This is a genomic window from Pseudomonas guariconensis (assembly GCF_015680235.1).
In the GTDB taxonomy this organism is placed as follows: domain Bacteria; phylum Pseudomonadota; class Gammaproteobacteria; order Pseudomonadales; family Pseudomonadaceae; genus Aquipseudomonas; species Aquipseudomonas guariconensis_A.
Genome location: NZ_JADLJL010000003.1, coordinates 222,227 through 241,762, shown reverse-complemented (window position 1 = coordinate 241,762; position 19,536 = coordinate 222,227). Strand labels below are relative to the sequence as shown.

Here is a 19,536-nt window from a genome sequence, read left to right as displayed (position 1 = left end):
GTCTTATCCGATGAAGGGAAGTGTCAGCAGCGTAGCCAGGGCCAGGGCGAGTTGCAGGGCGAGGCACAGCGCCTGGCGCCGCAGCAGGCCCAAAGCGCCCTGGCTGCGGGCGGGCCAGGCGCGTGGGTCGCTGGTGTCGGGCTTGAGCTTCAGCTCGAACAGCGCGTGATCCAGGGCCTGGGTGTCACGGGCAAGGTCGTCGCTGGCGGCGAGCCGGGCGAATAACTTGGCATCTAGGGCAACGCGCATGGCCCAGTATTTGTGCAACAGGCCAAGCACCAGCAGTACAGCGCAGAGCAGGCTGGCCAATGTTGGCAACCGGGTCACCAGGGGCGCCAGGCCGTAGGCCAGTGCCAGCAGGGTGATGCCGTCGGACAGATGCTCGAGCTGGCGGCCACGGCCCAGCAGGCTGGCGGTCAGGTATAGGTTCATGGTTGTGCCCTCAATTGCCCCAGAGCCTGGCGGTGGGCGGTATGCAGCACAACCTTTGGGCGGGCCTGGCGGATCAACGCCTCGGCCTGGTCGATGTCGGCGCAGCGGCCGCTGTGAACCAGCCAGGCGGCCACGGCGCTGGCGCTGCGCGAGTAGCCCAGGGCGCAGCAGACCAGTACCGGGCCATGGGCGCGCAGGCGTTCGATGACTATGGCGGCCTGCAGCAGCAGGGGGCTGTCAGGGGCGATCAGATCCAGGGTCGGAAAACACGCATAGCCAGCCAACGCAACCGGTGTAGGAGCGTCAGCCTGAACGCGACACGGCAGGCTCGCGTCAGCCTGGACATGACACGGCAGCTCCGCGCACAGGTCGACCACCGCAGCGAATGGCGCTCCACGCTGCGGAATACGTCCCAGGTAGACGCCATCGCATATTTCGTCCGCCTGCCGATGGCGCCAGGTCCATAACCGTGAATTGACCCACGCGCCCATCAGGTACGGGGCCAACAACCAGCGGGCTGCGTTCGACAAGCGCCCATCAGCGCCTTTCTGAAATCCGCCTGCGCCGAGCACGCCATAGTTCAATGCCACCAATGCCAGCGACACCGCCGGCCAAGCCAACCATAGCCAGGCACCGCCCAAAGCAATAGCGAGCACGGCGCACAACAGTGCGCCCGCGGCATAGCTCAACGCCAACCGCCAGCGCTTGGTCTCACGTGCAAGGCGAGCCTGCTGCCAAGGTAACGGCCCCTGAGGCGGCCACAGCCACACACAGGCAAACCCCGCCAGCGCCCCGGTGGGCACGTCGACGAAATGATGCTGCCAGGTCGTCAGCACCGACAGCCCGATCACAGCCATCCAGCCATGCATGAGCCAACGCCACGGCTGGCGCCGCACATGCCGGGCGAACATCGTCCAGATGATCACCAGCAGCGCGATATGCAACGACGGCGCCTGGTTGAACGGCTTGTCGAAGCCCATCAGCACATCGAATAGCCAACCGAACACCCCGTCCAGTTCCGGCCGCTCGAAGGTGAAGCGCAGCGGCCAAAGCAGGAAACAGCTCACGCTGATCACTTGTGCACTCAACAAGGCCAGGGCGTGGCGGTCCATTTCCCGGCGGGTGGTCGGCAGCAGGAAAGAAAGCCCGTACAGCAGGTCGATGGACCAGTACGGAATGATCGTCCACGGCCACAGCGGCACCTGGTGTTCCCAGGCGAACACCAAGCTGCCGACTTCGCCAAGGGTGGCGGTGTGGTTGTTGACCAGGCCGTAACTGAGGAAGAAGAACGGCCCGAGCAGCAACAGCCAGAGCACGCCCCGGCGGATCAGGCCCGGCTCACGCACCATCGCCCACCCGCTGCGCGAGGCTTACGCTGAAGATGCCCCACTCGTCGATGCGCTGGGCGATCTTGCGGAACCCCGCCGCCTCCACCAGCTGGTCCATCTCCGCCTGGCTGCGCCGACGCATCACCCAGGCCTGGCCGTCGCGGTGGCTGGTCAGGGCGCGGGCGATCATCTCCAACTGCGGGTGCCACGGTTGGCCGGTGTAGACCAGGTAGCCACCCGGTTCCACTGCCTCGCCCAGGCCTGCCAAAGAGTTGCCGACCAGGTCGTTGCTGGCGAACAGCTCGTAAAGGCCCGAAACCACCGCCAGGGTTGGGCGTGGGTCGAGGCTGGCCAGGCTCTGGCGGTCGAAGGCATCACCCTGGACGAAGCGGGCGAGCTCGGCCAGGCCCTTTTCGGCGATCAAGGCGCTGCCTTGCTGGACGTTCAGTTCACTGTAGTCGCGCAGCAGGATCGAGTCGGGCATCTGCCCCTGCAGGGCTTCGAGGATGTAGCGGCCATGGCCTGCGGCGATATCGACGATATGCACCGGGCGCTGCTGCTGGCGCAGGCGCTCGATGGCCTCGCGCAGCAGTTCCTCCACATGCAGCTTGCGCTGGCGAATGCCGCGCCAGCCGATGGCATCGAGGTAGTTGCGGTCGACCAGCTCGCCGAGCTTGCCCTTGCCGCTGGGTTGGTTGCGGTAGACATAGTCCAGCGTGCTGCCGGAATCGAAGCCGGTGTCGAAGCCCAGCTTCACCCCGTCCGAAAAGCCTTGGCCCAGGCGCAGGCCGGCGCGTGTGGCGCGCCAGTAGAGCGCACGCGGCGAGTAGCGGGGCAGGGGCGCGGCCAGGCTCTCGGCCTCGGCACAGCTGGCGCCGACTTTGTCGGCATCCAGCAAGGAAGGCGCGGGTGCGGGGACGTCGAAGCAGTGGGCGACGAAGCGCTGGATACGCCCCAGGGCGTGGGCCCGGTCGCGCTCGCCCAGAGTGTCGTGGAAGAACCCCGGGAGAATGTGCATCTCTTTGCGCGTACTGCCCAGGCGTTCAAAGAAACGCTCCTGGGGCTTGCGCTCCACCACCAGGTCCGCGCCGGACACCAGCATCTGCGTCGGCACCTGGATCGCCTGGGCATCGGCCACCACCCGGTCGGCGGCCTCGTACAGGCCCAGCAGCATGGTCACCGAGATCGGCCGGCTGATCAGTGGATCGGCAACGTACGACATGACCCGCTCCGGGTCGTGGGTCAACAGGCGCGGCTTGACGTAGCTGTTGACGAAAAAGTTGCCGCGCAAGGCCTTGAGCAGCTTCAGGCCGGGGCGGGCGAAGGGGACGTAGAGCTTGACCTTGAACGCCGGCGAGGCCAGTACCAGGCAGCGCACCCTGGGCGCGTAGTCGTGGGCCCAGGTGGCTACCAGCACGGCGCCGACACTTTGTGCCAGCACCACCATGTTCGCTTCTTCAAGGCCATGGGTATCACGGATGTGCTCGATGAAGGTCTGCACGTCGCGCACGCTGGTGGCGAAGCCTGGGCTGTCGCCCCGCGCCCCTGGCGACTGGCCATGGCCTCGGGCGTCCCAGGCGAAGAAGTCGTAGCCGGGCATGTCCAGCTCGTCGGCCAGGTGGGCCATGCGCCCGCCATGTTCATGGCCGCGATGGAACATCACCACCGCCCGGCGTGGCTGGTGTTCGTTGCGCGTGGCGGGCCAATACCGGTAGTGCAGTTCCACGCCGTCATGGGTGGAGAAGTGCAGCGATTGCGCTTGGCGCATGGCTAAGGTCCTTGTCCGGCGGCAGAGGGGTCAACGAGCTTCGGTCAGGCCGTTGCGAACCCGGTTGTAGAGGGTATAGAGCGAGAGTGCCAGGATGACCAGCAGCAAACCGTCGATCCATGCGGCGTCCAGCACCCCGAACCCGACCCCGGCCCCCAGCACGCCGAAGGCGAACGCCCGGTCGCTCTTGCCCATGGGCCCGTCATAGCGCCGCGAAGCGCCCACCAGCGGGCCCATCACCCCGGCGTACTCGCTGATCACCGCGCTCAATACCACTAGCACCACCAGCACCGGCGACACGCCTGGCAACAACGCGAACGGCAGATACAGCGCCGCATCGGCGACCACGTCGCACAGTTCATTGAGATAGGCGCCGAGCCTGGATTGCTGGCCGAACTCCCGCGCCAGCATGCCATCGACGGCATTGAGCGCCATGCGCACGAGCATCCACAGCGGGATCAGCAGGAACAGCCCGCTCACAGGGCTCTGCCAGGCCAGCAACAGACCCAGCAGCACCGACACCAGCGCGGCGGCGACGGTGACTTGGTTGGCGGTGACACCACGCTCGTACAGGCGCTTTACCGCAGGGCGCAGCAGGGCCTGGAAACGGGGTTTGAGCTGGTAGATGGATGGCACGGTGAACTCCCTTTCATAACGCGACATGGCGGAGATTGTGAGGACAGAATCCGGCTGGCTGCAAGCGGCAAATGTCCTACATGTGACTCGGATGAGGCTTATTCAAAAAGGGCTAGGTGTCCGCTTGTCGTCTTGTGTGTGCATGGTGTGTATTGCGCTTTGTTTTTGCCAATACTGATGTGTACCATACACATCAACTGCCGAAGGAAGGGTGAATGCGCAGTAGGGACGTGATCCAGCTCATCGAAGCGGATGGGTGGTATGAGGTGGAGGTGAAAGGAAGCCATCATCAGTTTAGGCATCCCATAAAGCGAGGAAGGGTAACGGTTCCCCATCCTAAAAGTGATCTGCCGAAGGGCACTGTGCATAACATCTTGAAACAAGCGGGCCTGAAATAGGATCTGTCGAGATGCCCGAGCAGACTTACCACCTCGAACCTCTATGGAGATAGTCGATGAAGTTCCCAGTCGTATTGCACAAAGACGTTGATTCGGACTACGGCGTCATCGTGCCCGATGTACCTGGCTGTTTCTCCGCCGGTGCCAGCGTTACTCAAGCCCTGGAGAATGTTCAGGAGGCCCTGGCGTTGCACTTCGAAGGGCTGGTGGCGGATGGAGAGGCACTGCCACAAGCGCAAGAAGTCGATGTTCATGTCGCGAATCCTGATTACGCCGGAGGGATATGGGCGGTCGTGGATTTTGATGTGACGCCCTATCTGGGTAAGGCGGTGCGGTTCAACGCCACGCTGCCAGAGAACCTGTTGCAGCGCATTGATGAGAAAGTGAAACGTGATCATCGATATGCGTCTCGCTCCGGCTTCCTGGCCTCGGCCGCGTTGCGTGAATTGGCCGCGGCGCATTAGTGAGGTAGGGCTGCTTTGTAGCTTGCATCGAGTAACAAATAACTATTTGATTTTTCAGGGCCTTTTTATGGGGGCGGCGATCCGGCTTGTCCCGCGATTAGGCTGGGCCGGTATCACCCTCGCCTGGCAAGGGCTTCGCCCTTGATCGCGGGACAAGCCTGCCACAGGGGGACAGGGCTGGGCGATCTCCCATAAGGAGCAAGGGTGGGGCTGCAACCTGATGTGGGCGGCCCATTACCTCAGCGGCATGGCCAAGGCATTGATGGATCACGCGGCAGAGGGGCTCGAGGTGAACGGCTCTTGAGCTGAGCGCTGCCTGTGCGATCGCGCGGCGCTCGATCGCACAGGCAGCGAAGCGGTTGGATCAGCGCCCCGCCGAAGCCGGGCTGAGCATTTCGATCATTTGGATATCGAAATCCCGCTCCAGGTAATCCATACGCTGCTCGAAGAACTCGCGCATGTGCGGCAGGGCCGAATGCACGTCCAGGTCGGCCTTGCTGGCCCAAACCTCGTAGAACACGAACAGGCTTGGGTCTTCCTTGTCGCGCAGCATGTGGTATTCGATGCAGCCTGGCTCCCGGCGGCTGGGCTCGACATAGGCGCGGAACAGCCGCTCGAAGGCTTCGGCCTTTTCCGGGCGGGTCTTGGCTTTGAGGATGAAGGCGTATTGCTCGGTCATGTGCAGGGCCTCGGGGGCAGGGAAGATGTGCGCATTTTAAAGCAACAATATGTTTTTGATTCGTGACCTTCGCGCAAATGTATTTTGCGATCGAGCCGCTTTTTCTCTGGCCCTCGCCTGCCTAATCTGCCGCCATCCATTTGACCTGCCCACGAGGCCCACCATGAAAAAGATTCTCCTGCTCAACGGCGGCAAACGCTTCGCCCACTCCGATGGTCGCCTGAACGAGACCCTGCATGAAGCTGCCCTGGCCCACCTGGACCGCGCCGGCTTCGATGTGAAGCAGACTTTCATCGACGGCGGCTACGACGTCCAGGAAGAAGTCGAGAAATTCCTCTGGGCCGATGTGGTGGTCTGGCAGATGCCCGGCTGGTGGATGGGCGCGCCCTGGACCGTCAAGCAGTACGTCGACGAAGTCTTCACCGCAGGCCACGGCAGCTTGTACGCCAACGATGGTCGCACCCGCTCCGACGCCTCGCAGAAGTACGGCAGTGGCGGCCTGATCCAGGGCAAGCAGTACATGCTCTCGCTGACCTGGAATGCTCCACAGCAGGCCTTCGACGACCCGAGCGACTTCTTCGAGGGCAAGGGCGTGGATGCGGTGTACTTCCCATTCCACAAGGCCAACCAGTTCCTGGGCATGACCGGCCTGCCGACCTTCCTCGCGGTGGACGTGATGAAGCGCCCGGATGTACCGGCGGCGCTGGCAGCCTACGAGGCGCACCTGGATCGAGTGTTCGGCAAGGCTCAATGATGTTGCCGGGGCTCCATCGCCGGCAAGCCGGCTCCCACAGGTTGTGCGCCAGCCTTGAGACAGCACTGTGCCTGTGGGAGCTGGCTTGCCAGCGATTGGACCGCGACATGGCCCCCTTGCACCGATCCGTTTCACCCGCTATCTATCAAGGCTACTTCCACTCAAGGCCTGCCGTGTGAAAACCCGCTCCGAAGAACTCCAGGTATTCGTCGCCGTGATCGACTGCGGCTCGATCTCCGCGGCCGCCGAACAGATGGGCCAGACCCCCTCGGCGATCAGCCGTACGCTGTCGCGGCTGGAAACCAAGCTCGGTACCACGCTGGTCAACCGCACCACCCGGCGCATGGACCTGACCGAGGAGGGGCGCTTCTTCCTCGAACGCTCGCGGCGCATCCTCGAGCAGATGGACGATATGGAAGAGCATCTGTCCATGCACAACCAGACGCCTTCCGGGCGCCTGCGCATCAACGCCGCGGCGCCGTTCATGCTGCACGCTATCCTGCCGTGGATCGGCGAGTTCCGCCGCCAATACCCCGGCATCGAGCTGGAACTGAACACCGACGACCTGATCATCGACCTGCTGGAACAGAGCACCGACGTGGCCATCCGCATCGGCGAGCTGGCCGACTCCAGCCTGCACGCGCGTTCGCTCGGCTGCAGCCCGATCCAAGTGCTGGCCAGCCCCAACTACCTGGCACGCCACGGCACGCCGAAAACGGTCGAGGCGCTCAACGAGCATTGCCTGCTCGGTTTCAGCCAGCCGGAGTCGCTCAACCGCTGGCCGTTGCGCCATGCCCAGGGCGACCATTGGCAGATCCGGCCCAGCCTGATCGCCTCCAGCGGCGAGACCCTGCGCCAGTTGGCGCTGGCCGGCGAGGGTATCGTCAGCCTGTCGCACTTCATGAGCCATGAAGACATCCGCACCGGCCGCCTGCAGGTGGTGCTGGGCGACTTCAACAACGGTTATCGCCAGCCGATCCATGCGGTGTATTACCGCAATACCCAGTTGGCCCTGCGCATCCAGTGCTTCCTGGATTTCATCCAGCAGAAGCTGGCGATGTACGCCTGCTGAGTTGCCTGAACACGACAGGCGCTGTGCATAGGCGGCAGAAATTTCCTACGGTGTTTGCGTAGTCGAAGCGCTTCGGCCTTAATGACTGATCAACAAAAACAACACCAAGGAAGTGCGCATGCGTATCGTCATGTTCCAGTCCATGGCCCTCGGGGCCGCGATTCTGAGCTGTTCGTCCGTGTTTGCGGCGCCGTTGGAAGGAAGCGCCGTCGCTGCGCCTGATCAATATGGCGCACAGGTGGCCGCCGATATCCTCAAGAAAGGCGGCAACGCCGTGGATGCCGCGGTGGCCACGGCCTTCACCCTGGCCGTGACCTACCCCGAAGCGGGCAACATCGGCGGGGGAGGCTTCATGACCCTGTTCGTCGATGGCAAGCCGTACTTCCTCGACTACCGCGAGGTGGCGCCCAAAGCCGCGACCCGTAACATGTACCTGAACGAAAAAGGCGAGGTGATCGAGAACCTGAGCCTGGTCGGCGTGCGTGCGGCCGGTGTGCCGGGCACGGTGATGGGACTGTGGGAGGCGCACCAGAAGTTCGGCAAGCTGCCTTGGAGCGAGTTGCTGACCCCGGCCATCGGTTATGCCAAGAACGGTTTCAAGGTCGCCGAGAAACAGTACCAGTACCGCAACGATGCCCAGGGCCTGTTCAAGACCGCCACCAACTTCAACGACTACTTCGGCACCATGAAGGTGGGCGAGCTGTTCAGGCAACCCGAGCTGGCCCAGACCCTGGAACGTATCGCCGACAAGGGCGTGAGCGAGTTCTATCAAGGCAAGACCGCCGACCTGCTGGTGGCGCAGATGCAGGCCGACAAGGGCCTGATCACCAAGGCCGACCTCCAGGACTACAAGGCCGTATGGCGCGAGCCGATGGCGATCAGCTGGCGCGGCAACATGGTCTATACCGCACCGCCGCCGAGCTCTGGCGGTGTGGCCTTGGCCCAGCTGCTGGGTATCAAGGAAGCGCGCGCGGCAGACTTCAAAGGTGTGGAACACAATTCGGCCAAGTACATCCATTTGTTGTCCGAAATCGAGAAACGGGTATTCGCTGACCGCGCCGACTACCTTGGCGACCCCGCGTTCACCCAGGTACCGGTCGACAAACTGGTCGCCAAAGACTACCTGGCCAAGCGCGCGGCCCAGGTGAACCCGAACGCCATTTCCAAAACCGAGGATGTGAAGCCGGGCTTGGAGCCGCACCAGACCACGCACTTCTCCATCGTCGACAAGCAAGGCAATGCGGTGAGCAATACCTACACCCTCAACCTGGACTACGGCAGCGGCGTGGTGGTCAAGGGCGCGGGCTTCCTGCTCAACGACGAAATGGACGACTTCAGCGCCAAGCCCGGCGCCGCCAATGCCTTTGGCGTGGTGGGCGGCGATGCCAACGCCATCGAGCCGGGCAAGCGCATGCTCTCGTCCATGAGCCCCAGCCTGGTCACCCGTGACGGCAAGGTGGCGCTGGTACTCGGCACGCCGGGTGGCTCGCGGATTTTCACCTCGATCTTCCAGGTGATGAACAACCTGTACGACTACGGCATGCCGCTAGAGAAGGCGGTGGCGGCGCAGCGGGTGCATCACCAGTTGCTGCCCAAGGACACGATCTATTTCGACAGCTATGCGCCGCTGACCGGCAAGGTGGCCGATGAGCTGAAGAAGATGGGCTATGTGCTGGAGGACCAGGGCTGGGAGATGGGCGATATCCAGGCGATCCGGGTGACCGGGGAGAAGCTGGAGACCGCCTCTGACCCGCGTGGGCGGGGTGTGGGGATGATCGTCAAGTAATGGGTAAGAGGGGCCGCGTTGCGGCCCTTTCGCGGCGCAAGGGCTGCCAAGCAGCCCCAAGACAGTCAGACGCGGAACTTGCTCACCAGCGTCTGCAAATGCCCACCCAACCGCGCCAGCTCCACACTGGACGCTGCCGTCTCGTCACTGGCCGTCGCTGTCTGCTCCGACACATCCCGCACGTTCAGGATGCTGCGGCTGATCTCCTCGGCCACTGCGCTCTGCTCTTCGGCTGCCGCGGCGATCTGCTGGTTCATCGACTGGATGTTCGACACGGTGCGGGTGATGTTGTCCAGCGAGGCGCCAGCCTTGCGCGCCAGCTCGACGCTGCTGTCGGTCAGGCTGCGGCTGCCGTTCATGACGTCGGCGACCTGCTGGGTGCCGTTCTGCAGGCTGGCAACCAGGCCTTCGATCTCTTCGGTGGACTGCTGGGTGCGCTGCGCCAGGCCGCGTACTTCGTCGGCGACCACGGCGAAACCACGCCCGGCTTCACCGGCTCGGGCGGCTTCGATGGCGGCATTGAGTGCCAGCAGGTTGGTCTGCTCGGCCACCGACTTGATCACGTCCATGACGCTGCCGATCTTCTGGCTTTCCTGCTGCAGCAGGCTCATGGCCTCGGTGGAGCGATGCACTTCCTCGGCCAGGCGTTCGATCTGGCTGATGGCCTCGCCCACCACGCGGTCACCCGCGCGAGCTTCGTCGTCTGCACCGGTCGCGGCATGGGAAGCCTGCTCGGCATTGCGGGCCACTTCCTGCACGGTAGCGGCCATTTCGTGCATGGCAGTGGCCACCTGGTCGGTCTCGACCTTCTGACTGTTGGCGCCGGCGCTGGTCTGCTCGGTGACGGCCGAGAGCTGTTCGGCGGCGCTGGCGATCTGGGTGACGCCATCGCGAATGCCGGTGATCAACTCGCGCAGGGTGGCCCCCATGCGCGCGATGCCCTGCTGCAGGACGCCCAGCTCGTCGCGACGGGTGACGCGCAGGTCCTGGGTGAGGTCGCCGCTGGCGATCTTTTCTACCGCGTCCAGGGTTTCGCGCAGCGGGCGGGTGATCTGGCGGGTGATGAGGAAGGCAGCCAGCACACCGACCAGCAGGGCCAGGAGGGTCGCGATGGTCTGCAGGCTGCGGGCCTGGAGGCTTTCCTGGTCGCGACGGTCGAGCTGGATCTGGTACAGCTGGTCACTGCGCTTGACGATGTCAGCGCCTTGCACGGTCATCTCCGCGCGGGCCACGGCGATTTGGGCCAGCGCATCGCGGAACTGGGCGACGGCGGCGCGGTAGGCCTGCAGGCCGCTCTCGAACTGCTGCACGCGGGTTGCATCGTTGGGCAGCTCACGCTTGAGGCCGTCGATTTCAGCAAGCGCACTATCGAGTTGGCGTAGGGCGGCCTGCTCGGCGTCGGCGCTCTGGTCGGCGATGTAGCTGCGCACGTCCAGGCGCACCTGGGCCAGGGTCTGCTTGGCCTTGCTGACCAACTGGTACTGGGCCAGGCGGGTACTGTCGCTGTCGGTGCTGGCGAGCACGTCGCGGCTGATCGCCTCGATCGGCTCGTTGGCCTGGGCAGCTGCCTTGCCCATGGCGTCGCGGGCGGCGAGGCTGGCGTTGTAGCCTTTGCGCATCTTGTCCAGCGAGACGCGGTATTCGCTGATGGTCTGGCCCTGCTCACGCAGCAGCTTGAGGTTTTCCGGGCTCTTGAAAGTATTGACCAGGTGCTGCTGTTGGGCGCCGAAGGCATCGAGCTTGGCCAGCACGTTGGCTGCCGAGGTGTCGTCGCCATTGGTCAGCATGTATTGCAGGCGCGCCACGCGCAGGTTGGTCAGGTCACTGTTGAGCTTGGTGATGTCGCTCATCCAGTTGCTGCGGTCGATCAGGCTGCCCAGGCTGGTCCAGCCGGTCAGAGCCAGAAGGCCGGTCAGAAGCAGGACCAGGCCGAAGCCCAGGCCGAGTTTGAGGTTGACGCTGATATTGGCAAACCAGCCGTTCATGGCACGCTCTCCAGAAATTGATTTCGCTCGCTTGATCTCCAATCGCTGGGCATTGTTGTTATCGGCGCCCGCTGATTCCTGTGGGGGTTATCGGCAGGCGGGGATGAAGCTGAAACGCTTTTTCAGCGGATTTTTAACCTATTGAAAACGTTTGCGTTTTGCAGAGGGTGGGGCTGCTTTGCAGCCCTTCGCGGCACAAGGCCGCTCCTACAGAGATTGCGCAATCCTTGTAGGAGCGGCCTTGTGCCGCGAAGGGCCGCGACGCGGCCCTGTTTCACAGGCTACGCGCGCCGAAGGTGTCGCAGCGGTTCACATCGCCACTGGAAAACCCAGCCTTGAACCAGCGTACCCGTTGCTCGGACGTGCCATGGGTGAAGGAGTCCGGCACCACGCGGCCTTGGCCTTGCTGCTGCAGGCGGTCGTCGCCGATGGCGTTGGCGGCGTTGAGGGCTTCTTCCACATCGCCCGGCTCCAGCCAGTTCAGGCGTTTCTGCGCCTGGTAGGCCCAGACGCCAGCCAGGCAGTCGGCCTGCAGTTCCTGGCGCACCAGCAGGCCGTTGTCGCCTTCCAGGCGCTGGCCGCTGCGTCGCGCCGCGTCGACCTTGGCCGAGACGCCGAGCAGGGTCTGCACGTGGTGGCCGATCTCGTGGGCGATCACATAGGCCTGGGCGAAGTCGCCGGCGGCGGCGAAGCGGGTTTCCATTTCGCGGAAGAAAGTCATGTCCAGGTACACTCGCTGGTCGGCCGGGCAGTAGAAGGGCCCGACCGCTGAGGAAGCGAAGCCGCAGGCGGAGTTCACCTGGCCGCTGAACAGCACCAGCTTGGGGTCGCGGTATTGCTTGCCGCCCTGGGCGAACAAGGCTTTCCAGGTGTCCTCGGTGTCGCCCAGGATCGAGGCGACGAACTCGGCCTGTTCGTCGTTGGCGGGCGGGGCCTTGCCGCCCACGCTGGCCGGCGCCTGTTGCTGCTGTTGCTCCATTTGCCCGGCGAGCTGGCCGAGGATCTGCAAGGGGTCCTGCCCGGTGATCCAGCCGATGCCGACAATCAGCAGGATGGCACCGAGCCCCAGGCCCTTGCCACCCCCGAAGCGCATGCCGCCAGGGCCACCGCCGCTGCCTCGGGCATCGACCACATTGTCGCTACGCCGGCCTTTTCGCCATTCCATGTACTGTTCTCCGGGATCTTGTAACGTGAGGAGCAAGAGTAGCCAGTGCGGGCGCAACTGTCAGGCGCTTGGGGCCGCTTTGCGGTTAGTCGCCCCGCCTCGTGCCGCGACAGGAGCGCATAGCGCCCCCCGCCTCAACGGCGAACCAGCAGGACGCCGCTTTCCATGTGATGGGTGTACGGGAACTGGTCGAACAACGCGCATCGCTCGATGCGGTGAGTATCGTGCAACTGGGCGATGTTCGCCGCCAGCGTCTCGGGGTTGCATGAGATGTACAGGATCCGCTCGAACCTGCGGGTCAGCTCGCAGGTGTCCGGGTCCATCCCGGCCCGAGGCGGGTCGACGAACACGGTGCCGAACGCGTAGCTTTTCAGGTCGATCCCTTCCAGCCGGCGGAACGGGCGCACGTCGTTCAGCGCCTGGGTCAGCTCCTCGGCCGACAGGCGCACCAGGCGTACGTTGCCCACACCGTTCTCGTCAAGGTTGCTCAGGGCGGCGTTGACCGAGGTCTTGCTGATCTCGGTCGCCAGCACCTGGCGCACGCGGGTGGCCAGCGGCAGGGTGAAGTTGCCGTTGCCGCAGTACAGCTCCAGCAGGTCGTCGTCGCGCTGGCCGAGGGCCTCGAAGGCCCAGCTCAGCATCTTCTGGTTCACCGCGCCATTGGGTTGGGTGAATGCGCCTTCGGGCTGGCGGTAGCTGAACACGCGGCCGGCCACTTCCAGCTTTTCCACGGCATAGTCACGGCCGATCACCAGGCGCTTGCCCTTGGAGCGGCCGACCAGGCTCACGCCCAGGTCTGCGGCCAGCTGGCGTGCGGCCACTTCCCAGGCGTCGTCCAGCGGGCGGTGGTAGCACATCGTGACCATGGCATCGTCGGCCAGGGTGGTCAGGAACTCCACTTGGAACAGGCGGTTGCTCAGCTCCTCGCTGGCCTGCCAGGCGGCCTTCAGGCGTGGCATCAGTTCGTTGATGCGCTGGCTGGCGATGGGGAAGTCGTCGATCAGGATCGCCTTGTGCTTCTCACCCGGGGCGAACATCGCATAGTGGCGTTGGCCGTCTTCACGCCACAGGCGGAATTCGGCGCGCAGGCGATAGTGCTCGCGGGGCGAGTCGAAGACAGCCGGCTCCGGCGCGCCGAAGGGCGCCAGCAGCTCGCGCAGCCGGGCGGCCTTGGCCTCCAGCTGCGGGGTATAGGCGGAAGGGTCGAAGACAGCACTCATGCGTTGAACCAGCCCAGCTTGATGACGAACAGAATGGAAAGGATCACCAGGGCCGGGTTCAGGTCGCCGCGGCGGCCGGAAATCAGCTTGATGGCGGTCCAGGTGATGAAGCCGAAGGCGATGCCATTGGCGATCGAGTAGGTCAGCGGCATGGCCAGGGCGGTGACCACCACCGGCGCAGCCTCGGTGACGTCGTCCCAGTTTATTTCCGCCAGGCCCGAAGCCATCAGCACCGCGACGAACAGCAGTGCCGGCGCAGTGGCGAAGGCCGGCACGCTACCGGCCAGCGGGGCGAAGAACAACGCCAGCAGGAACAGGATCGCCACGACGATGGCGGTCAGGCCCGTGCGGCCACCGGCGCTCACGCCTGCGGCGGACTCGATGTAGCTGGTGGTGGTGGAGGTGCCCAGCAGCGAGCCCGCCATGGCTGCGGTGCTGTCGGCGATCAGGGCGCGGCCCATTTTAGGCATGTGGCCGTCCTTGCCCATCAGGCCGGCGCGCTTGGCCACGCCGATCAGGGTGCCGGAGTTGTCGAACAGGTCGACGAACAGGAAGGCGAAGATCACGCTGATCAGGCCTACGTCCAGAGCGCCGGCGATGTCCAGCTGCAGGAAGGTCGGAGCCAGCGAAGGCGGCATCGATACCACCCCGGCGAACGGCGTGACGCCCATCAGGATCGATGCCAGGGTCACGGCGAGAATACCGATCAGCACCGCGCCGCGGACCTTCATCGCTTCCAGGGCCACGATCAGGAAGAACCCCAGAGTGGCGAGGATCGGCGCTGGCTGCTTGAGGTCGCCCAGGCCCACCAGGGTGGCCGGGTTGTCGACGACGATGCCGGCGTTATGCAGGGCGATCAGTGCCAGGAACAGGCCGATACCCGCGGCGATGGCCGAACGCAGCGGCAGCGGGATGCTGTTCACGATCCATTCGCGGATGCGGAAGATCGACAGCAGGAAGAACAGCACCGCCGAGAGGAAGACCGCGCCCAGGGCCACCTGCCAGGTGTGGCCCATGTGCAGCACCACGGTGTAGGTGAAGAAGGCGTTCAAGCCCATGCCCGGCGCCAGGGCGATCGGGTAGTTGGCGATTACGCCCATGGTCACCGAGCCGATGGCCGCGGCCAGGCAGGTGGCGACGAATATTGCGCCCTTGTCCATGCCGGTCTCGCCGAGGATGCTCGGGTTGACGAACAGGATGTAGGCCATGGCCAGGAAGGTGGTGACGCCCGCGAGAATCTCGGTGCGCACGTTGGTGTTGTGTGCTCTTAGTTGAAACAGCCTGTCCAGCATGCCCGCTCCCCAAGGCGCCCCCGGCGCCGTGAATGTATCGACCCCAATCAGCAAAGCACAGACCGTACCGGTTGCCGTGGTTTTCTGCGGGGCGGAAAAAAGCCGCGCATCATACCAGCATGGATGGCGAGGGCCTATGGCTGCTGGATAGGGCAGGATATGCGGTTGTCTGCGTTGGCCAATTGCCGGCAAGCCGGCTCCCACAGGTACTGCGCAGAGCCGAAGAGCAGTGCGGTCCCTGTGGAAGGGCCTATGGCTGCGGGATAGGCCCTATCGCCGGCAAGCCGGCTCCCCCACAGGTACTGCGCAGAGCCGAAGAGCAGTGCGGTCTCTGTGGGAGCGGGCTTGTCCCGCGATAGGGCCGGCAGGATCAACCCGTGTGCAACTTGTCGCGCTTGGCCAAGGTCGGGAACAACCTCATCCACACCCCGGTGACCACCAGCGTACCCACACCCCCCAACACCACCGCCGGCACCGTGCCGAACCAGTGCGCCGTCACCCCCGACTCGAACTCGCCCAACTGGTTCGAGGCGCCGATGAACAAGCCGTTCACCGCACTGACCCGGCCGCGCATCTCATCCGGCGTCTCCAGCTGCACGAACGCCCCGCGGATGACCATGCTGATCATGTCCGCCGCACCCAGCACCACCAGCACCGCCAGGGAGAACCAGAACGAGGTGGACAAGCCGAAGGCGATGGTGGCCACGCCGAACACACCGACGGCAGTGAACATGGTCAAGCCGACCTTGCGCTCCACCGGGAAGCGCGCCAGCCACAGCGACATCAGCAGCGCGCCCACCGCCGGTGCCGAGCGCAACAGGCCCAGGCCCCAGGCGCCGGTCAGCAGGATGTCCTTGGCGAACACCGGCAGCAGCGCCGTGGCGCCGCCCAGCAGCACGGCGAACAGGTCCAGGGAAATCGCCCCGAAAATGTCCGGGCGGCTGCGGATGAAGCGGATCCCGGCCAGCAGCGACTCAAGGCTGGCACGCCCGCGCTGGGCCACTTGCTGGCGGGCATCGAGGCTCAGGGTGAGCAGGCAGGCGATGGCATACAGCGCCACGGTCGGGCCATACACCCAGATGCTGCCGAAGGCATAGAGCAAACCGCCCAGCGCCGGGGCGACGATGGTCGCTGCCTGGGTAGCCGATGCCGAAGCCGCCACCGCCCGCGGGAACAATTCAGGCGGCACCACGTTGGGCAGCAGCGCCTGGGTGGCCGGCATCTCGAAGGAGCGGGTGGCACCGAGCAGGAAGGCCAGGACGAAGATCAGTTCGCGGCTGACGTTGTCGGTGGCGCTGCCCAGCGCCAGGGCCAGGGCGATCAGTGCTTGCAGGCTCTGGCACAAGGCGGCGACGCGGCGTCGGTCGTAGCGGTCGGCGACGTGGCCGGTGTGCAGCATGAACAGCACCCGCGGGGCGAACTCCACGAGCCCCACCAGGCCCAGGTCGAGCACGTTGCCGGTCAACTGATAGAGGTGCCAGCCGATAGCCACAGTGAGCATCTGGAAGCCACTGGCGGTGAATACCCGGGCCAGCCAGAAGGCCAGGAAAGGACGGTGGTGACGCAGCGACTGCACGGCGGAATCGGACATCGGTGACCCTTGACTTAGGCGCGCTAGAGGCGTGGCAGCGTATCATCTGTTTGTAACAAATGGTTGCTGTTTGCCCGCTTCGGCACTTTTCCCGGTGCCCTGCAAGGCGGTGGGACAACCCGTCACGCGGCAATCAACCACACGGCTCGCCTGCCCATTCGGGTCTATGCTTCCCAACATTCGTTGACCTGGGTCAATCGTTCCAGGTGCAACGATCTGGCCACTGGCCGCAATCCCTGCGATCGAACAGAACAATTCCAACGCGCCGCACTCGATAACCGTGGGGGCAGTGGGCGTCAAGGTCACGAGCCCGGACGCCGGATTACCTGAAGAGGAAGCACTATGTTCGGTTTAGAGGCCTTGGAGCTCGCCCGAATCCAGTTCGCATTTACCGTGTCCTTTCACATCCTGTTCCCGGCCATCACCATTGGCCTGGCGAGCTACCTGGCCGTCCTCGAAGGCCTCTGGCTGAGGACCCACAACAACGTCTACCGCGACCTCTACCACTTCTGGTCGAAGATCTTCGCCGTCAACTTCGGCATGGGCGTGGTCTCGGGCCTGGTCATGGCTTACCAGTTCGGCACCAACTGGAGCCGCTTCTCCGACTTCGCAGGCGCCATCACCGGCCCCTTGCTCACCTATGAAGTGCTCACCGCCTTCTTCCTCGAGGCGGGTTTCTTGGGCGTGATGCTGTTCGGCTGGAACCGGGTCGGCCGCGGGCTGCACTTCTTCTCCACGGTGATGGTGGCGCTCGGTACCCTGGTCTCGACCTTCTGGATCCTGGCCTCCAACAGCTGGATGCAAACCCCCCAGGGCCACGAGATCATCGATGGCCGGGTGGTACCGGTGGACTGGTTGGCGGTGATCTTCAACCCGTCCTTCCCCTTCCGCCTGATGCACATGGCCACCGCTGCGTTCGTCTCCACGGCCTTCTTCGTCGGTGCTTCGGCGGCTTGGCACTTACTGCGCGGGCGCGATAACCCGGCGGTGCGCAAAATGCTGTCGATGGCCATGTGGATGGCGCTGATCGTCGCGCCGATCCAGGCGGTGATCGGAGACTTCCACGGCCTGAACACCCTCAAGCACCAGCCGGTGAAGATTGCGGCCATCGAAGGCCACTGGGAAAACACCCCCGGTGAATCGACCCCGCTGATCCTCTTCGGCCTTCCCGACATGGAAGCCGAAACCACCCGCTTCAAGGTCGAGATCCCGGCCTTGGGCAGCCTGATCCTGACCCACAGCCTGGATAAGCAGGTACCGGCGATGAAGGAGTTCCCGCCGGAGGACCGCCCCAATTCGACCATCGTGTTCTGGTCGTTCCGGGTCATGGTCGGCCTGGGCCTGCTGATGATCGTCTGTGGCTTCTGGAGCCTCTGGCTGCGCAAGCGCGGCACCTTGTACAGCTCGCGGCCGTTCCTGCATTTCGCGCTGTGGATGGGCCCCTCGGGGTTGATCGCCCTGCTGGCCGGCTGGTTCACCACCGAGATCGGTCGCCAGCCGTGGGTGGTCTACGGCCTGATGCGCACTGCCGATGGCGTGTCCAACCACAGCTACGGCCAGCTCGGCCTGACCTTGGTGATTTTCGTGGTGGTCTACTTCGCCCTGTTCGGTACTGGCCTTGGCTACATGCTGCGCCTGGTGCGCAAAGGGCCGAAGACCGGGGAGGGCGACGAGCAGAACCCTGGCGGCCCTGGCCAGAAACGTACGCCGGCACGGCCGTTGTCCGCCGCCGATGAGGGCCATGAGGCCGACTCCGCCAGCTTGAGCAAGGAGAACTGAGCCATGGGTATCGACCTTCCGTTGATCTGGGCCGTGATCATCATCTTCGGCGTCATGATGTATGTGGTGATGGACGGCTTCGACTTGGGTATCGGCATGCTCTTCCCCTTCGTCAAGGGCGAGCGTGATCGTGATGTGATGATGAACACCGTCGCCCCCGTGTGGGACGGCAACGAGACTTGGCTGGTGCTCGGTGGTGCCGGGCTGTTCGGGGCCTTCCCGATGGCCTATTCGGTGGTGCTCGAGGCGCTGTATCTGCCGCTGATCCTGATGCTGGTGGGGCTGATTTTCCGCGGCGTGGCCTTCGAGTTCCGCTTCAAGGCCACGGCCGAGAAGCGCCATATCTGGGACAAGGCGTTCATCGGCGGCTCGTTGGTGGCGACCTTCTTCCAGGGCGTGGCCCTGGGCGCTTTCATCGAGGGCTTCAAGGTGGTGGACCGGCACTATGCCGGCGGCGCCCTGGACTGGCTGACCCCCTTCAGCCTGTTCTCCGGCGTGGGCCTGATCGTCGCCTATACCCTGCTGGGCTGCACCTGGCTGATCATGAAGACCGAAGGGCCGTTGCAACAGCAGATGCATGACCTGGGCAAGCCCCTGGCGCTGGTGCTGTTGGCAGTGATCGGCATCGTCAGCCTGTGGACGCCGTTGGCTTACCCACAGATCGCCGACCGTTGGTTCAGCATGCCGAACCTGATCTGGTTCATGCCGGTGCCGATCCTGGTGCTGGTGACCTTCTACGGGTTGCTGCGGGCGGTGGCACGCAATGCGCACTACACGCCGTTCCTGCTCACGCTGGTGTTGATCTTCCTTGGCTACAGCGGCCTGGGGATCAGCCTGTGGCCGAACATCATCCCGCCGTCGATCTCGATCTGGGACGCCGCGGCGCCACCGCAGAGCCAGGGCTTCATGCTGGTGGGGACGTTGTTCATCCTGCCGTTCATCCTTGGGTACACCTTCTGGAGCTACTACGTGTTCCGCGGCAAGGTCACCCATGAGCACGGTTATCACTAGGAGGTTCGGTGATGGTGGTTGAAGAGAAGAAACCGCTTTGGCAACGCCTGGGCTGGCTGGTGCTGATCTGGGCGGGGAGCGTGGCAGCGCTGGGCATCGTGGCCTGGCTGATGCGGATGTTCATGAGTGCGGCGGGGTTGAGTACCCACTGAGTCATCGGGGCTGCAAAGCAGCCC

Annotated in this window: 19 protein-coding genes and 1 pseudogene; 9 read left to right on the top strand and 11 right to left on the bottom strand. The window is 64.3% G+C overall.

Annotated features, from left to right (window positions below):
- Positions 1-3 precede the first annotated feature (3 nt).
- The 4 genes from IRZ56_RS04420 to IRZ56_RS04405 are packed head-to-tail and all read right to left on the bottom strand — an operon-like array spanning position 4 to position 4,164.
- Positions 4-432, bottom strand: a complete 429-nt coding sequence (locus IRZ56_RS04420; RefSeq protein ID WP_196143802.1) for a hypothetical protein — start codon at positions 430-432, stop codon at positions 4-6.
- Positions 429-1,781, bottom strand: a complete 1,353-nt coding sequence (locus tag IRZ56_RS04415) for a phosphatase PAP2/dual specificity phosphatase family protein (protein ID WP_196143801.1) — start codon at positions 1,779-1,781, stop codon at positions 429-431. The genes IRZ56_RS04420 and IRZ56_RS04415 overlap by 4 nt, the downstream gene beginning before the upstream one ends.
- Positions 1,771-3,528 carry a bifunctional alpha/beta hydrolase/class I SAM-dependent methyltransferase gene (locus tag IRZ56_RS04410; protein WP_196143800.1) on the bottom strand — a complete coding sequence of 586 codons (1,758 nt, stop codon included), beginning with the start codon at positions 3,526-3,528 and terminating at the stop codon, positions 1,771-1,773. Before IRZ56_RS04410 ends, IRZ56_RS04415 begins: the two co-directional genes overlap by 11 nt.
- Positions 3,529-3,558: 30 nt before the next feature.
- Positions 3,559-4,164 (bottom strand): CDP-alcohol phosphatidyltransferase family protein, encoded by a 606-nt coding sequence (locus tag IRZ56_RS04405; protein WP_196143799.1) that lies wholly within the window; start codon positions 4,162-4,164, stop codon positions 3,559-3,561.
- A gap of 215 nt (positions 4,165-4,379) precedes the next feature.
- Here IRZ56_RS04405 and IRZ56_RS04400 point away from each other — a divergent pair, with 215 nt between their 5' ends.
- The 3 genes from IRZ56_RS04400 (at position 4,380) to IRZ56_RS23435 (ending at position 5,330) form a co-directional block, all read left to right on the top strand.
- Positions 4,380-4,562 carry a type II toxin-antitoxin system HicA family toxin gene (locus tag IRZ56_RS04400; protein WP_196143798.1) on the top strand — a complete coding sequence of 61 codons (183 nt, stop codon included), beginning with the start codon at positions 4,380-4,382 and terminating at the stop codon, positions 4,560-4,562.
- Between the two features lie 56 nt (positions 4,563-4,618).
- Positions 4,619-5,026, top strand: a complete 408-nt coding sequence (locus tag IRZ56_RS04395; protein ID WP_196143797.1) for a type II toxin-antitoxin system HicB family antitoxin — start codon at positions 4,619-4,621, stop codon at positions 5,024-5,026.
- A gap of 220 nt (positions 5,027-5,246) precedes the next feature.
- Complete coding sequence (locus tag IRZ56_RS23435) at positions 5,247-5,330, top strand: DUF3077 domain-containing protein (RefSeq protein WP_196143822.1); 84 nt, start codon at positions 5,247-5,249, stop codon at positions 5,328-5,330.
- Between the two features lie 60 nt (positions 5,331-5,390).
- On the opposite strand, the gene IRZ56_RS04385 is transcribed toward IRZ56_RS23435, so the two are convergent.
- Positions 5,391-5,705: a putative quinol monooxygenase gene (locus tag IRZ56_RS04385; RefSeq protein ID WP_196143796.1), complete on the bottom strand. Its 315-nt coding sequence runs from the start codon at positions 5,703-5,705 to the stop codon at positions 5,391-5,393.
- A gap of 163 nt (positions 5,706-5,868) precedes the next feature.
- On the opposite strand from IRZ56_RS04385, the gene IRZ56_RS04380 reads away from it, so the two are divergent.
- From IRZ56_RS04380 to ggt, 3 genes are all read left to right on the top strand, one after another.
- Positions 5,869-6,459: an NAD(P)H-dependent oxidoreductase gene (locus IRZ56_RS04380; RefSeq protein ID WP_196143795.1), complete on the top strand. Its 591-nt coding sequence runs from the start codon at positions 5,869-5,871 to the stop codon at positions 6,457-6,459.
- A gap of 175 nt (positions 6,460-6,634) precedes the next feature.
- Entirely contained in the window at positions 6,635-7,531 is an 897-nt protein-coding gene (locus tag IRZ56_RS04375) for a LysR family transcriptional regulator (RefSeq protein WP_196143794.1), read from the top strand.
- A 118-nt stretch (positions 7,532-7,649) separates the two neighbouring features.
- Entirely contained in the window at positions 7,650-9,317 is a 1,668-nt protein-coding gene (gene ggt / locus IRZ56_RS04370) for a gamma-glutamyltransferase (RefSeq protein ID WP_196143793.1), read from the top strand.
- A 65-nt stretch (positions 9,318-9,382) separates the two neighbouring features.
- On the opposite strand, the gene IRZ56_RS23430 is transcribed toward ggt, so the two are convergent.
- The 6 genes and pseudogenes from IRZ56_RS23430 to IRZ56_RS04345 all read right to left on the bottom strand — a co-directional run bounded on the left by IRZ56_RS23430 (position 9,383) and on the right by IRZ56_RS04345 (position 16,570).
- Positions 9,383-10,246, bottom strand: a complete 864-nt coding sequence (locus tag IRZ56_RS23430; RefSeq protein WP_416765052.1) for a methyl-accepting chemotaxis protein — start codon at positions 10,244-10,246, stop codon at positions 9,383-9,385.
- Positions 10,238-11,167, bottom strand: a pseudogene (locus IRZ56_RS23425) (methyl-accepting chemotaxis protein); the annotation flags it as partial. The gene IRZ56_RS23430 and the pseudogene IRZ56_RS23425, both read right to left, overlap by 9 nt.
- A gap of 409 nt (positions 11,168-11,576) precedes the next feature.
- Positions 11,577-12,467 carry a neutral zinc metallopeptidase gene (locus IRZ56_RS04360; RefSeq protein WP_196143791.1) on the bottom strand — a complete coding sequence of 297 codons (891 nt, stop codon included), beginning with the start codon at positions 12,465-12,467 and terminating at the stop codon, positions 11,577-11,579.
- 134 nt (positions 12,468-12,601) lie between these two features.
- Complete coding sequence (trmA, locus tag IRZ56_RS04355; protein WP_196143790.1) at positions 12,602-13,687, bottom strand: tRNA (uridine(54)-C5)-methyltransferase TrmA; 1,086 nt, start codon at positions 13,685-13,687, stop codon at positions 12,602-12,604.
- Positions 13,684-14,979, bottom strand: coding sequence for an NCS2 family permease (locus tag IRZ56_RS04350; RefSeq protein WP_196143789.1), 1,296 nt, complete (start codon positions 14,977-14,979; stop codon positions 13,684-13,686). The genes trmA and IRZ56_RS04350 overlap by 4 nt, the downstream gene beginning before the upstream one ends.
- A 370-nt stretch (positions 14,980-15,349) precedes the next feature.
- Positions 15,350-16,570, bottom strand: coding sequence for an MFS transporter (locus IRZ56_RS04345; protein WP_196143788.1), 1,221 nt, complete (start codon positions 16,568-16,570; stop codon positions 15,350-15,352).
- Between the two features lie 342 nt (positions 16,571-16,912).
- On the opposite strand from IRZ56_RS04345, the gene IRZ56_RS04340 reads away from it, so the two are divergent.
- From IRZ56_RS04340 to IRZ56_RS04330, 3 genes are read left to right on the top strand one after another with little or no spacing between them, the layout of a single operon-like run.
- Positions 16,913-18,349 carry a cytochrome ubiquinol oxidase subunit I gene (locus IRZ56_RS04340; RefSeq protein ID WP_196143787.1) on the top strand — a complete coding sequence of 479 codons (1,437 nt, stop codon included), beginning with the start codon at positions 16,913-16,915 and terminating at the stop codon, positions 18,347-18,349.
- A 3-nt stretch (positions 18,350-18,352) separates the two neighbouring features.
- Positions 18,353-19,360: a cytochrome d ubiquinol oxidase subunit II gene (gene cydB, locus IRZ56_RS04335; RefSeq protein WP_196143786.1), complete on the top strand. Its 1,008-nt coding sequence runs from the start codon at positions 18,353-18,355 to the stop codon at positions 19,358-19,360.
- An 11-nt stretch (positions 19,361-19,371) separates the two neighbouring features.
- Positions 19,372-19,512, top strand: a complete 141-nt coding sequence (locus IRZ56_RS04330; protein ID WP_196143785.1) for a DUF2474 domain-containing protein — start codon at positions 19,372-19,374, stop codon at positions 19,510-19,512.
- Positions 19,513-19,536 lie beyond the last annotated feature (24 nt).

Bases quoted from the DNA above. Each gene is read 5' to 3' on its own strand.
- trmA (WP_196143790.1), bottom strand. From the start codon at position 13,687: ATGAGTGCTGTCTTCGACCCTTCCGCCTATACCCCGCAGCTGGAGGCC.
- IRZ56_RS23430 (WP_416765052.1), bottom strand. From the start codon at position 10,246: ATGGGGGCCACCCTGCGCGAGTTGATCACCGGCATTCGCGATGGCGTC.
- IRZ56_RS04330 (WP_196143785.1), top strand. From the start codon at position 19,372: ATGGTGGTTGAAGAGAAGAAACCGCTTTGGCAACGCCTGGGCTGGCTG.
- IRZ56_RS04380 (WP_196143795.1), top strand. From the start codon at position 5,869: ATGAAAAAGATTCTCCTGCTCAACGGCGGCAAACGCTTCGCCCACTCC.
- ggt (WP_196143793.1), top strand. From the start codon at position 7,650: ATGCGTATCGTCATGTTCCAGTCCATGGCCCTCGGGGCCGCGATTCTG.
- IRZ56_RS04420 (WP_196143802.1), bottom strand. From the start codon at position 432: ATGAACCTATACCTGACCGCCAGCCTGCTGGGCCGTGGCCGCCAGCTC.
- IRZ56_RS04400 (WP_196143798.1), top strand. From the start codon at position 4,380: ATGCGCAGTAGGGACGTGATCCAGCTCATCGAAGCGGATGGGTGGTAT.
- IRZ56_RS04340 (WP_196143787.1), top strand. From the start codon at position 16,913: ATGTTCGGTTTAGAGGCCTTGGAGCTCGCCCGAATCCAGTTCGCATTT.
- IRZ56_RS04410 (WP_196143800.1), bottom strand. From the start codon at position 3,528: ATGCGCCAAGCGCAATCGCTGCACTTCTCCACCCATGACGGCGTGGAA.
- IRZ56_RS04350 (WP_196143789.1), bottom strand. From the start codon at position 14,979: ATGCTGGACAGGCTGTTTCAACTAAGAGCACACAACACCAACGTGCGC.
- IRZ56_RS04385 (WP_196143796.1), bottom strand. From the start codon at position 5,705: ATGACCGAGCAATACGCCTTCATCCTCAAAGCCAAGACCCGCCCGGAA.
- IRZ56_RS04345 (WP_196143788.1), bottom strand. From the start codon at position 16,570: ATGTCCGATTCCGCCGTGCAGTCGCTGCGTCACCACCGTCCTTTCCTG.
- IRZ56_RS23435 (WP_196143822.1), top strand. From the start codon at position 5,247: ATGTGGGCGGCCCATTACCTCAGCGGCATGGCCAAGGCATTGATGGAT.
- cydB (WP_196143786.1), top strand. From the start codon at position 18,353: ATGGGTATCGACCTTCCGTTGATCTGGGCCGTGATCATCATCTTCGGC.
- IRZ56_RS04360 (WP_196143791.1), bottom strand. From the start codon at position 12,467: ATGGAATGGCGAAAAGGCCGGCGTAGCGACAATGTGGTCGATGCCCGA.
- IRZ56_RS04415 (WP_196143801.1), bottom strand. From the start codon at position 1,781: ATGGTGCGTGAGCCGGGCCTGATCCGCCGGGGCGTGCTCTGGCTGTTG.
- IRZ56_RS04395 (WP_196143797.1), top strand. From the start codon at position 4,619: ATGAAGTTCCCAGTCGTATTGCACAAAGACGTTGATTCGGACTACGGC.